The sequence below is a fragment of the Bifidobacterium saguini DSM 23967 genome (genome assembly GCF_000741715.1).
In the GTDB taxonomy this organism is placed as follows: Bacteria; Actinomycetota; Actinomycetes; order Actinomycetales; family Bifidobacteriaceae; genus Bifidobacterium; species Bifidobacterium saguini.
On record NZ_JGZN01000003.1, the window covers coordinates 293,699 to 306,985 of the forward strand.

Consider the following 13,287-nt stretch of genomic DNA (forward strand, 5'->3'; position numbering starts at 1 on the left):
ATCAAGAGAGGGGTTTGTCATGTCTCAGAATCATCTTATCCGCAAGGCCGTTGCCTTGCTGTCCGGCGTTGCCGTGCTGTTCTCAGTGGCTGCCTGCGGTTCCGCATCTGCGGGCGGATCCAACTCCAACGCTCTGGAGCAGGTCAAGCAGGCCGGCAAGATTGTGTTCGCCACCGAGGGCACGTATGCTCCGTTCAGCTACCATGACTCCAAAACCAATGAGCTGACCGGCTACGACGTTGAAGTGGCCAAGGCCATTGCCAAGGAAGTCGGCGTCAAGGCCGAATTCGCTGAAGGCAGCTTTGACTCTCTGCTGGCCGGCGTGGATGCCAAGAAGTACGATACGGTTGCCGACCAGATTTCCGCCACTGACGAGCGCAAGGCTAAGTACGACTTCTCCGACCCGTACACCTACTCCTACGGTGTGGTCATCACTTCCAAGGAGAATCCGAAGAATGTGAAGTCCTTCGATGATGTCAAGGGTTTGCGTGCTGCTGAAACCGGCACCTCCAACTGGAACAAGACCGCTCAGGAGAAGGGCGCCACCATTGTGCAGGTCAATGACTTCGGCCAGCAGGTTGACGCCATTACCTCTGGTCGTGCAGACGTGTCGCTGAACGACGGCCTCGCCGCCCTTGACTACTTGAAGCAAAAGCCTGACGCGGATATCAAGATCGCAGCCAAGTCCGAGAAGACCCCGGCCGCCTACCTGCCGTTCCGCAAGGGCAGCGACGATCTGGTCAAGGAAGTCAACAAGGCCATCTCCAAGCTGCAGAAGGATGGCACTCTGACCAAGATTTCCGAGAAATACTTCGGTGAGGACTTCTCTCAGGAGTAAGCCCTCGATGTCGGTTCCCTTGCCAGCAAGCAGGGAAGAGGCTCATAATAATCGGCCTGATGGATACGTATTAACCAACAAAGGATAACCAATGGATGCACGAGTATGGGGAATAGTCGTAGATTCCTTTACTAAGCTACTGATTCCCGGTATTACCGTGACCATTCCGCTGACGCTGATCTCCTTCGCCCTCGGTTTGATCCTGGCGATTGTGGTGGCGTTGGTTCGCGTGGCCAAAGTTCCTGTGGCATCGCAGATTGCATGGTTCTACATCTGGGTGTTCCGCGGAACGCCGTTGCTGGTGCAGCTGTTCGTTATCTTCTTCGGTCTGCCATCCATCGGCATTACGATTCCTGCACTGCCTTCCGCGGTGATTGCGTTTTCGCTCAACGTGGGCGCGTATGCCGCCGAAACGTTACGCGGTGCTATTCTGGCCGTGCCCAAAGGCCAGCTTGAAGCCGGTCTTGCGGCGAATATGCCATACGTCACAATTATGCGTCGCATCATTCTGCCGCAAGCGTTCCGTTCAGCGTTCCCGCCCTTGTTCAATTCCTTCATCGCGCTGGTCAAGGATACGTCCCTGGCCGCAAATATCACAGTGGTAGAAATGTTCATGACCGCGCAGCGTATCGTAGCTATCTACTATGAGCCATTGGTGCTGTATATCGAAGTGGGACTTATCTACTTGGTATTCTGCACGCTGCTGGGATGGCTGCAGGACTATTGCGAGAAGAAACTCAACGAGCACTTCTAACAGTGCTGTTGATGCTTCGGTTGAAGGCGCTTCCTTGATGAAGCGCCTTTTTCATTTTTTGTATATTCGCCTGCACATGGTGAACGGAACGTGAAATCTCATCATATGCCTGATATGACTCGCATAGAGGTCCATCCATTCCAGCTGTTGCGCTGGTAGCATGGAAACTGTTGGGTCACGGCACAACGATATGCCGTGCTTAGCCCTTGGAAAGGGGGCTTCGATGACTATTGCAGCCATGTTGGGAGGAACCATGCTGTTGCTGCTGATTCTGTTGATCATTATTATTCTGCTGGTGTTCGCCGCGATTTTCGTCGTGCCGCAGCAGCAGGCATATATCATCGAACGATTCGGTAAATTCCTGAAAGTTCAGTTCGCTGGTATCCACATGCGTATTCCGTTCGTCGATCGCATTGCCATGAAAACGAATATGCGCGTGAACCAGTTGAACGTGCAATTGGAAACCAAGACGCTGGATAATGTGTTCGTTACCGTGGTGGCATCCACGCAGTTCCGCGTTAATCCAAATGATGTAGCTACCGCATACTATGAGCTGCGTGATCCAGCCGGTCAGCTTCGTAGCTACATGGAAGATGCTTTACGCTCCGCCATCCCTGCCCTGAGCTTGGATGATGCATTCGCTCGTAAGGATGATGTGGCTTCCGATGTGCAGAAAACCGTTGGCAATGAGATGAGCCGATTCGGTTTCACCGTGGTCAAGACCCTGATTACGGCCATCGACCCAAGCCCGCAGGTCAAGAACGCGATGGATTCCATCAACGCCGCCCAGCGTGAGAAGGAAGCCACCCGTCAGCGTGCTGAAGCGCAGCGTATCCAGATAGAGACCCAGGCCGCTGCGGAAGCTGAGAAGACTCGTCTTCAAGGTGAAGGCCAGGCTAACTACCGTCGCGAAATCGCCAACGGTATCGTCGACCAGATTAAGAGTTTGCAGGCTGTGGGCATGAACATCAATGATGTGAACAACGTGGTGTTGTTCAACCAGTATCTTGATGTGATGCGCTCGCTGTCTGAATCCAACAATGCGAAGACCGTGGTATTGCCGGCTTCCACGCCGGGAGGCTATCAGGATCTCTATGAGCAGGTCACCAAGGCCATGCTCACCGCCTCCGAAACTAAGTAGGAGCAGACGGTTTCCCATCCCGCCAAGCACCTACCTCCACTGCTTCTACTACCTCCATTGACTGTAGGTTTTTGAACTTTAACTGTAGGTTTTTGAACACTGACTGTAGGATATCGAACGTAATTCGTTCAGAAACCTACAGTCAGTGTCAGATATCCTACAGTCAAAGTTCAAAAACCTACAGTCAATGTTGAATACCCTACAGTCAGTGTTCAAAAACCTACAGTCGGGATGAGAGGTTCGGATTTCAGGGGTGCGGAGGTATCACGGTATCGCGAAAAAATGTCTGCTATTTGCTGAGGAACTCCGGAATCTCTTCAGCGGCGGCGTATCCCTTGCGGTACATCATTTCCAAGCCCTCGAAATTCTTCTTCAAGGTGTTGAGGCCGTATAAATCTTCAGGAGCGAGAATCAGCACCTTGCCCTCGACTTCATACTGTTTGGCCAATTCAATCTCATCGTTATAGGTCTTGTACCGTTCGCGCAAGCGCTCCGCAGCGGCCGGGTACGTACGTTCCAGAATGCGTGCCGGTGGTAGGTCCTTACGCTGCTGGCGTACTTCATCACGAAGACGCGAAAGAATCAGAATCACACGCTCGTAGCCATCGTCCAAAGCCTTCTGCACCGGTACCGGGTCGGCAATGCCGCCATCGAAATACGGCACATCGTCTACCACATATGGCTCGCACGCCACAGGAACCGCAGAAGATGCCTTGACGATATCGAAATCATCAAAGCGGATACGAGACTTATCGAAATACTTCGTTGAACCATCTTCGGCGTTGCACGCCACCACGGTGAAACCAGTGGGATTGGCTTCAAATGCTTCGAAATCCACCGGGTACTCACCGTCATGATTGCTCAATGTGCCATAAATGTAATCAAGATTGGCGAAATTATGGTTCTTGAAGAAGCTTTCCGCACTGGCATATTCCTTGCGGAAGGCGTACTTCGTGTAGAACGTATGATTGCGCCCGTGCTGGCGCGCGATGAACGAGGTCATGTTGGCGGCGCCGGCCGAAACGCCGTAACACATGTCCACATCAATACCGTCTTCAAGCATGCGATCCATTACGCCGCAGCCGAAAATCGCGCGGAATCCGCCGCCCACATCAATCATTGCGGTTTTATATGCCATAGAAATCCCTCTTTCAACAACTTTTAACGATTCAACAGTTCGTGTGTAAGCGTGGCGATACGCTCGGATGGGTCGGAGTTGGCGAGGTCCACACGGCCACGTGCATCTTCCGGTGCCAGTTTGCCCAAGGATTCAAGCACCACGCCCAGATGCCGCACGGTACCTTCATTGCCGTCGATGATGGCTGCGCGCTCAGGCAACAGTTCACGGAAATAGTCACGGTAGAACACAAAATGCGTGCAGCCCAGTACCACGGAATCAATACGGTTCAAATCGTATTGATCAAAATATCGGTGCAGCGTATCCATTACCAGCTGATGATTGCCGAGCTGGCCGGATTCCACGATTTCCACCAAATCAGGACAAGGCTCTTTGTAAATCTCATTATCCGAATCAAAACGCTGCATGAGATTCGCGAATTTCTGCTCGCGCAAAGTCAGGGGAGTGGCGGCCACAATTACACGTTGCGGGATATGATGCGGGTCGGAGGGTACGTCACCCCGGTCGCACGCCACTTTCAACGCCGGTTCCATGCCGATGATTGGAATGTCGTAATGTTCACGCAGGTCGTTGACAGCTGCGGAAGTGGCGGTATTGCAGGCAATCACCACTGCCTTAACGCCTTGCTGCACAAAATGCTCAACTATTGCAAAGCTCAGCGCCTTGACCTGCTCGGGTGTCTTAGTGCCATACGGGGCGTTGGCTGAATCGCCGAAATACAGCACATGCTCGGCTGGCATGTCCTTGGCGATTTGCCGGGCCACAGATACGCCACCAAGACCGGAATCGAACACGCCAATTGGAGCCGACGAACTCATGCCTGAATCCTTCCTGTCATTGTGTCGATTACTAGAGTACTCTTACAAGGCATGAGCCTTCCGAAACAAGTAACCAAAGCACATGGTACCGGCAATGATTTCGTTGTATACCTTGACCGCTCCGGCAAGTATGAGCCCACCGCGGAAGAGGTGCGCTTCCTGTGCGATCGGCATTTCGGTATTGGAGCCGATGGCCTGATTCGCCTGACCCGTCCAGATTTCGTCTCCGATTTGAATGATGACCAGATAGCGCAAATGCTTGCAGGCGGCGCGCGCTGGTTCATGGATTACCGCAATGCTGATGGTTCGTTGGCTGAGATGTGCGGTAACGGCACGCGAGCCATCACGCTGTTTGCTCAGCGAGAAGGTGTTGCCGACTCCACCGAACCGTTCCGTCTGGGTACTCGCGCAGGTGTGAAGATTTTGACGCCTAAAGGCAATATGAAGCCGTATGGTGCGGATGTCTTCCAGGTGGAAATGGGCGCATGGAGGATTGGCGAACTGGATGCGTACGAGGTAACGATTCCCGGCACTGCCGGTTCCGCACGCGGCACTTTCGTGGACATGGGCAATCCGCATGTTGTGGCGGTGATTGAGGATGCGTTCGCTTCGCTGCCGGTAGTTGAAGAGCTCGATTTGGTGACCAAGCCGGTGGTGGCTCCGGAAATCGAATCTGACCAGAACGTGGAATTCGTACGCGTTGACGATATTGATGAGGCCGCTGGCACTGGCGAAGCCACTATGCGCGTCAATGAACGCGGCTGTGGCGAAACACTGTCCTGCGGCACCGGTTTGTGTGCTACCGGCATTGTGCTTCGAGCCAAGACCGGTATTGATCACTGGGATATTACGGTGCGCGGCGGTACTTTGCGCGTGGATGTGACCGACGAGGATGTGAAGCTCACGGGTGCCGCTACTCTTGTGGCCGATATCACACTGCTGTAGTCATAGGGTAATAAGGTATTTGGCTCCCCTGTGCAAAAGAGGGGAGCCAAATACCTCCTGCCGGCTGAGGGAAGCCAGAAAAGTGCGTGCTTGTTTGCCGTCTGTTATGCGGCAAACAGCGCGGCACCTTCAGTCACAAATATCAATGTTACAATGGCCACAATCCACAGCACATCAATCATCAAGTCGAAATTCAGACGATAGTACTTATTAAGTCCTGCCGGCACGTTGCTAGTGACTTTACTGTGCGGCAGTTCCTGCACGGCCACTGTTGCGTGACTCAACGCTATGAACTGAATGGTGGTGGAGAACATCAGCGTCAAGCACCACGGGCACAATGCGTGAATCACGAACAGCGACTGGGTGCTGAGCCAGTACGAGTATGCAAGTGCGGCAAGTCCGCCCAGCCAAGTGCAGGTGGCGAACCAGCGTGGCACGCGTACTCGGGCGAGACCAATTACCGCAATCGTAATGAACACTGATTCGGCAGCAATGCCGAAGAATGCATTCGGATAGCTCAAACCGCCGAACTTCACGATTTCTGCTTGCCAGGATTGTGCCACGGTAGTGCAGGAGATGACGGCATTCACATCGCAGCCAAGCTGTGCTTCAGGGTGACGTGCCAGTTGCAAGGTTTCCGCGGACAGAATAAACGAGGTGCCGAGCGCCACTACTGAGGCGATCAGCATGATGAGATACGTCCATGTGGCGCTGTGCCGCCATCCTGTCAGCGGTGTTGGCGCGATGCCGCTGATAGAGTTAGTGTTCTGTTTGCTTTCAGTGTTGCGAGCCATGATTCCCCTTACCGTTCGATTGTGTTCTACCATAGCCGCGCCCCTCGCCGTCTCTTTGCGGCATTGAAACGGTTGACTGAACAGTGAGGGTGCTGGGAGGGATTACTCGGGATGGTTGAGAGAAGCGCGGTAATGATTCCAGTGCTGTGAGTATTCGTTGCTACGGTTTGTTCTGCTCTGTTTGGCGTAGACATGCCGAATATGCGGTTACGATGGAACGTATGACTGGATATGAGATGCCTGTGGCCCCGCCGAAAACCGGCTGGGACATTCATTGCCACACCGTGTTTTCCGATGGTACGGAAACGCCGGCTGTTCTTGCTGCACAATGCAGGGCACAGGGGCTGAAGGGCGTCGCTATTTCCGATCATGATACGACGGCCGGATGGCTTGATGCTGAAGCTGGCGCGCGCGAAGTGGGATTGCCTCTGCTGCGTGGCACGGAAATCACGGCTACGGATCAGGGTGTTTCGGTGCATATGCTCGGCTATCAGTATGACCCGAAGAATTCGCGCATTGTTGAGCTGTTCGCTTCCACTCGTGAGGCTCGTCTGCGCCGTACGCAGCGGATGGTTGAGCTTATGTCTCATGATTATCCGATTTCTTGGGAATCGGTGTTGGCGCAGGTGAAAGAGGGGAGTAAGACCACCATCGGGCGGCCGCATATCGCTGACGCATTGGTGAGCGCCGGCGTATATGAGAATCGTTCCGAGGCCTTTGCCGATGCGGTCAACTCCTCGTCCAAGTACTATATTCCAACGCCTTCGCCCACCACGCATGAAGTGGTGGCGGCTATCAAAGAGGCCGGTGGCGTGATTCTGGTGGCGCATGCAGCGGATTTGAGTCGCAATCGCCGGCTACTGTCTGACGAGCAGATTGCATCACTGGTTGATGAAGGTTTGGATGGCTTGGAAGTGTGGCATCGGGGCAATCCACCGGAGCAGCGTGAGCGTTTGCTTGGGCTGTGCAGTCGTTTTCATTTGCTTGTTACCGGTGGTTCGGACTGGCATGGCAAGGGTAAGCCGAATCTGCTGGGGGAGAATCTCACCGATGAGGCGACCGTGGCGGAAATCGTAAGCCGTGGTGTGCTGCCGCTGTATCGGTAGGTCTACAAGCGGGGCTGGCTTATCGGCCCGTTTTATTGAAAAATCGCGATGATAGTCGTGGCGTGTCGTGAAGTTTGACATTTTGGTACACGGGTGTATCATCAGTGGTATTGGTACACAGTTGTACCAAAGAAACATCCCGAACAATGGGGTAGGAGGAGAATCATCATGCGCAACACAAAGAAGGTCATCGCGGCAACGGCAGCAGTCGCCACCCTCGTCGGCCTCGCAGCGTGCGGCAACGGCAGCGGCGACAGCAACGCCAACAAGGGCGATGCCGATAAGGCCGAACTGGTGTTCTGGGGCTGGGATTCCGGCAATTCCATGAAAGACATTATCGCCAAGTTTGAGAAGGCCAACCCTGGCATCACCGTGAAGTTCAACAACACCGGTACTGCCGAGAAGACCTCCACCGCGCTTTCCAACGCCATCGCAGCCGGTAACGGCGCTCCGGATGTCGTGATGCTCGAAGACCCGACCGTCACCCAGTTCGCAGTCACTGACGGCCTCGTGGATCTGAGTGAATTTGGTGCGGACAAGCTTGCCGATGATTTCGCAGCCGGCCCGTGGAACAAGCTTCAGTACAACAGCAAGCCGTACGCACTGCCGATTGATTCCGGCCCGGAAATGTTCTTCTACAACAAGGCTGTATTCGACAAGGCCGGTGTGGACGGCGAATCCATCAAGACCTGGGACGACTACTACGAGGCGGCCAAGAAGATTCGCGCCACCGGGTCCTACATCACCAACTTGGCTGGCACCTCCAACGACTACCAGCCATTCACCGCACAGATCTGGCAGGCCGGTGCTCAGCCTTGGAAGGTTGACGGAGAGAAGATCACCATCAACATGACCAAGGACGAGGGCATGCAGCGCTACATCAAGTTCGTCCAGAAGCTCATCGACGAAGACCTCGTAGACACCAAGACCCCGAACTGGTCCGACGATTGGAACCGTGAGCTCAACGACGGTACCATTGCATCCCTGACCATCGGTGCTTGGATGCCGATTAATCTGATGACCGGTGCTCCCGACCAGGCTGGCAACTGGCGCGTCGCCCAACTGCCGCAGTGGGAGGAAGGCCAGGAAGTCTCCGCCGAAGATGGCGGTTCTGCACTCGCCGTGGTCAAGCTCTCCAAGAACCAGGCTGCAGCCTACAAGTTCGTCGAGTACATGACCCACGGTGATGGCGCTCAGGTCATGGCCGATACCGGTACCTTCCCGTCCCTGAAGAAGATTCTCGCCTCCGATTCCTTCACCGATCCGACCACCGAAGCCAACAAGAAGACCAACGACTACTTCGGCGGCCAGAACGTGAACGAAGTGCTCTCCGAGGCCGCACAGCGCCCAACCGAGAAGTTCCAGTACCTGCCGTACAACCCGTTCGCCCAGTCCTCTTATGGCGACGAGGTTTCCAAGGCCTACACCGGTGATATCACTTTGGAGCAGGCACTTGAAAACTACGGCAAGAAGCTGGCCGAGCAGGGCGAACAGCAGGGCTACACCGTCACCGTCAAGTAAAATCACGCCGGCACAAGCCGGGTAGTTAGGAGCGGGGATACACCCCAGTATCCCCGCTCTTTTCATGCCCGGAAGGCTGATGGAAAGAGAAAAGCAATGACACAACCAATAGGCGTGAGCCCGGAAATGGCGGGGGCACATATGCCCCAAGCACGAATCAACAAACATAAGGCGGATTGGCGTGGATGGAAGTTCATGTGGCCGTTCGCAGTGGTGTTCATCTTCGTGTTCATCATCCCGATTTGCTATGCCATTTACATCAGCTTCTTCAAGAAGCAGATGATTGGCGGCACCAAGTTCGTCGCACTGGAGAACTACCAGCGACTGCTTGTCGACCAGCAGTTCTGGAGCTCGGTCGGTCGCGTGGCAATCTTCACCATCTTCCAGGTGCCGGTTATGCTCTTCCTCGCGGCAGCTATGGCATTGGCATTGGATTCGATGAAGCTGCACGGCACGAAGTTCTTCCGCATCTCCACCTTCTTGCCCTACGCAGTGCCCGCCGTGGTGTCCACATTAATCTGGGGCTTCGTATACGGCGCCAAATACGGCCTGGTCGGCAGCTTTAACAGCTTCTTCGGCACCCATATCGATGTGTTGAGTCCAGATGTGCTGCTTGCCGCCATCGCAAACATCAACACCTGGGAGTTCACCGGCTACAACATGCTGATTTTCTACAGCTCCCTGTCCACGATTCCGCACTCCCTGTATGAGGCGGCCAGTATCGATGGTGCTTCCGAGTGGCAGATTGTCAAGTCGATCAAGCTGCCGGAGCTGAAGGGTTCTCTGGCGATCACGGTGATCTTCTCCATCATTGGCAGCTTCCAGTTGTTCAACGAACCGAGCATTTTGCAGAACATGGTGCCGGGCAACGCGATCACCACGTATTACACGCCGAACATGTACGCGTACAACCTGAGCTTCTCCGGCAATCAGTCGAATTATGCCGCGGCTCTGGCCATCGTTATGGCAATTATCACTATGGCCATTGCATATATTGTGCAGCTTAAGAGCATGAAGGAGCAGATGAAGTAACCATGAGCACTGCAACTATGACTTCAACCGGACGCCTCACCGCCTCGGAGCTCAAGGCTCAGGAAAGGGCCGCTAAGGCAGCGGAAAAGGCTCGTCAGAAGCGCATCGCCGCCGATGAGAAGGCCGAGCGTAAGCGCGCCGCCAAGAATGGGTTCTCCAATCCGGCTAACCCGACCCGTTCCATCGGTTTGACCGTCGTCTGTGCGATTTTCGCGATCTACTGCTTGTTCCCGTTCGCTTACCTGATGATTAACGCCACGAAGACTCAGGCTGACTTCACCAGTACCTTCGGCATGGGCTTCGGCAAGACCTTCGCCCTGTGGGACAACATCGTCACCGTATTCACCTATCAGGATGGCATCTTCGGTCGCTGGTTCATCAACACCATCCTCTATGTGGTGGTGGGTGCAGGCGGTGCAACCCTGCTGGCCATCATGGGTGGCTACGCCCTCGCGAAATTCCGCTTCCCAGGCCGCAACCTGTGCTTCGCCATCATCATTGGAGCCATCTCCGTGCCGGGCATCGCGCTGGCCGTGCCGCAGTTCCTGCTGTTCGCCAAACTGAACCTGACCAACACCCCGTGGTCCATGATTATCCCCAGCTTGGTGTCCACATTCGGGCTGTACCTCATGTGGATTTTCTCTGATCAGGCTGTGCCGGATGAACTGCTGGAGGCCGCTCGTGTGGATGGTGCTGGAGAGTTCCGCACCTTCTTCCAGATTTCCTTGCCACTGCTTGCCCCTGGCATTGTGACCACTGCTCTGTTCGCCATCGTGGCTACGTGGAATAACTACTTCCTGCCGTTGATCATGTTGAAGGATTCCAACTGGTACCCGCTGACCATCGGTCTGAACCAGTGGAAAGATCAGGCCAGCACGGCTGGTGGCCAGGCCATCCAGAACCTGGTGATCACGGGCTCCCTGATTACGATCATCCCGTTGGTCATTTCCTTCCTGTGCCTGCAGAAGTACTGGCAATCGGGCCTCGCGGCAGGTGCCGTCAAGGAATGATTGAATAATTCACTATCGGCTCCCCTCCAGAGAGGGGAGCCAGCATCAACAACATACAAGGAAGCATCATGGCAGCACGCAGACCGTTTCAATGGCCAGCATTGTTGACGAGCGACGGTCGTGGCATCGCATACGGCGGTGACTACAATCCCGATCAATGGCCGGATAGCATGGTGGATGAGGATATTCGCCTGATGCGCGAGGCGCATGTCAATACCGTGGCTCTTGCTATTTTCAGCTGGGATAAAATCGAGCCTCAAGAAGGTGAGTTCACGTTCGATTGGCTTGATGCTGTTATCAGCAAGCTGGGCGAAGCAGGCATCGCCGTCGATCTTGCTTCCGCCACAGCCTCAGCTCCAATGTGGCTGTATGTCAAACATCCGGAAGTGCTGCCTCAAGATAAATATGGCCATACCGTCAATGCTGGTTCCCGCCAATCCTGGCAGCCCACAAGCCCGGTGTTCAAAGAGTATGCGCTCACCCTATGCCGCAAACTCGCCGAACATTATAAGAACAATCCATATATCACCGCATGGCATATGGGCAACGAATACGGATGGAATAACCGGTACGACTACTCGGATAACGCCCTCAACGCTTTCCGCTCATGGTGTGAAGCCAAATACGGCAGTATTGAGCAGCTGAATGAAGCATGGGGTACGGCGTTCTGGTCCCAGCATGTCAACGATTTTAGCGAAGTATTACTGCCGCGCCATATGGGTGGCGACGCGATGGTGAACCCGGCTCAACAGCTCGACTATGAGCGGTTCGGCAACGATATGCTGCTCGACTTCTACAAAGCCGAGCGTGATGCCATCGCTGAAATCTGCCCGGATAAGCCATTCACCACAAACTTTATGGTTTCCACCGATCAGTGCACGATGGACTACGCCAAGTGGGCGGACGAAGTGGACTTCGTATCCAACGATCACTACTTCCATGAGGGTGAATCCCATGTGGATGAGCTGCTGTGCTCGGATGCGCTCATGGATTCGCTCGCCTTGGGCAAACCTTGGTATGTGATGGAACATTCCACTTCTTCCGTGCAATGGAAGCCGCTGAATGCGCGCAAACGTCACGGCGAACTCATGCGTGACGCTTTGGCTCATGTGGCTATGGGTGCGGATGCCATCAACTTCTTCCAATGGCGGCAGTCTGCATCTGGTGCTGAAGCATTCCATTCAGCGATGCTGCCGCATGCAGGGGAGGATTCCAAGATTTTCCGTGGCGTGCGCGAGCTAGGTGAAGCATTGCACACATTGTCTGAGGCTGGTCTGCAAGGCACGGAACTGCAGCGCGCCGATACAGCCATCCTCTTCAGTGCCGAATCGGAATGGGCCACACGCAGCCAGACGCTGCCGAGCATGAAACTCAACCATTGGCATGACGTGCGCGACTGGTACCGAGGTCTGCTAGATGCCGGGCATCGCGCCGATGTGGTGCCGTTGGCCTACGACTGGAGTAACTACCAGACCATCATCCTGCCCACAGTGCTGATCCTATCCGACCATGATGCCCAGCGTATAGCGAATTTCGTGCAAGCCGGAGGCACAGTGGTCATCGGTTACGCCACAGGCATTATCGATGAGCATTTCCGCGTTGGACTCGGTGGCTACCCGGGTGCTGGGCAAGGACTTTTGCGTGAAATGCTCGGCATACGCAGCGAAGAATTCAACATTCTTGGGGATAAAGCCGAAGGTGAGCCAAACGCGATTACGCTCACCAATGGGTGCACGTCAAAGCTCTGGCAGAATGATGTGACCTCCATTGCCGCTAATACCACGGTTATAGCCTCATATGCAGGTGCGGAAGCCTTCGATTGGGAACTGGATGCTGTTCCCGCCATCACCAGCCATCCGTACGGGAGCGGAACCGCCGTCTACGTTGGCTGCGATCTGGACCGGCAGGGCATCGCTCTGTTGGCGGAGTCGCTTGGTATTGAAGTCGATGATTCGCGGGTTGTGCACACCATTCGCCGAGCAGCGGATGGCACCAGATTCGATTGCTATCTCAACCGCGATTGGCAGCCGGTGAGTATGACGAACATTGACGGTGAACCTGTCATCGCTTACCGGTGCACAAACGGTTCGACGCGCGGTGAATACGTGTTGCACAGAAATTCCATACTCATCACCAAGCGGGTAGAATAACGCTGTTATTGAATCAACGCATGGCCTAGCGAGGGAGTTT

General features: G+C 54.6%; 12 protein-coding genes. 9 read left to right on the forward strand and 3 right to left on the reverse strand.

From position 1 onward, the window contains the following. Positions 1–19: 19 nt before the first annotated feature. From BISA_RS01290 to BISA_RS01300, 3 genes are all read left to right on the forward strand, one after another. Complete coding sequence (locus tag BISA_RS01290) at positions 20–838, forward strand: transporter substrate-binding domain-containing protein (RefSeq protein WP_033889702.1); 819 nt, start codon at positions 20–22, stop codon at positions 836–838. 91 nt (positions 839–929) lie between these two features. Further along, positions 930–1,592 (forward strand): amino acid ABC transporter permease, encoded by a 663-nt coding sequence (locus BISA_RS01295; RefSeq protein ID WP_033889703.1) that lies wholly within the window; start codon positions 930–932, stop codon positions 1,590–1,592. 253 nt (positions 1,593–1,845) lie between these two features. Continuing rightward, positions 1,846–2,733 (forward strand): SPFH domain-containing protein, encoded by an 888-nt coding sequence (locus tag BISA_RS01300; protein WP_420308618.1) that lies wholly within the window; start codon positions 1,846–1,848, stop codon positions 2,731–2,733. 289 nt (positions 2,734–3,022) lie between these two features. On the opposite strand, the gene BISA_RS01305 is transcribed toward BISA_RS01300, so the two are convergent. Both BISA_RS01305 and murI read right to left on the reverse strand, forming a co-directional pair. Further along, complete coding sequence (locus BISA_RS01305) at positions 3,023–3,871, reverse strand: patatin family protein (RefSeq protein WP_033889705.1); 849 nt, start codon at positions 3,869–3,871, stop codon at positions 3,023–3,025. 23 nt (positions 3,872–3,894) lie between these two features. After that, positions 3,895–4,689, reverse strand: a complete 795-nt coding sequence (gene murI, locus BISA_RS01310) for a glutamate racemase (RefSeq protein ID WP_033889706.1) — start codon at positions 4,687–4,689, stop codon at positions 3,895–3,897. 51 nt (positions 4,690–4,740) lie between these two features. Between murI and dapF the strand changes: the two genes are divergently transcribed. Next, the gene (gene dapF, locus BISA_RS01315; RefSeq protein ID WP_033889707.1) at positions 4,741–5,634 is read left to right on the forward strand and encodes a diaminopimelate epimerase; all 894 of its coding nucleotides are present in this window, start codon (positions 4,741–4,743) and stop codon (positions 5,632–5,634) included. A gap of 104 nt (positions 5,635–5,738) precedes the next feature. Here the strand turns inward: dapF and BISA_RS01320 are convergent, their stop codons facing one another. Continuing rightward, positions 5,739–6,428: a vitamin K epoxide reductase family protein gene (locus BISA_RS01320; RefSeq protein ID WP_051917261.1), complete on the reverse strand. Its 690-nt coding sequence runs from the start codon at positions 6,426–6,428 to the stop codon at positions 5,739–5,741. Between the two features lie 212 nt (positions 6,429–6,640). Here BISA_RS01320 and BISA_RS01325 point away from each other — a divergent pair, with 212 nt between their 5' ends. The 5 genes from BISA_RS01325 (at position 6,641) to BISA_RS01345 (ending at position 13,247) form a co-directional block, all read left to right on the forward strand. Next, a complete protein-coding gene (locus BISA_RS01325) occupies positions 6,641–7,534 on the forward strand; it encodes a PHP domain-containing protein (RefSeq protein ID WP_081889953.1) in 894 nt (297 codons plus the stop codon). A 168-nt stretch (positions 7,535–7,702) separates the two neighbouring features. Further along, complete coding sequence (locus BISA_RS01330; protein WP_033889709.1) at positions 7,703–9,055, forward strand: ABC transporter substrate-binding protein; 1,353 nt, start codon at positions 7,703–7,705, stop codon at positions 9,053–9,055. A 96-nt stretch (positions 9,056–9,151) separates the two neighbouring features. Beyond that, positions 9,152–10,087, forward strand: coding sequence for a carbohydrate ABC transporter permease (locus tag BISA_RS01335; protein ID WP_161786493.1), 936 nt, complete (start codon positions 9,152–9,154; stop codon positions 10,085–10,087). 2 nt (positions 10,088–10,089) lie between these two features. Next, entirely contained in the window at positions 10,090–11,097 is a 1,008-nt protein-coding gene (locus BISA_RS01340; RefSeq protein WP_033889710.1) for a carbohydrate ABC transporter permease, read from the forward strand. Between the two features lie 68 nt (positions 11,098–11,165). Further along, positions 11,166–13,247: a beta-galactosidase gene (locus tag BISA_RS01345; RefSeq protein WP_033889712.1), complete on the forward strand. Its 2,082-nt coding sequence runs from the start codon at positions 11,166–11,168 to the stop codon at positions 13,245–13,247. The last annotated feature ends 40 nt before the right edge of the window (positions 13,248–13,287 follow it).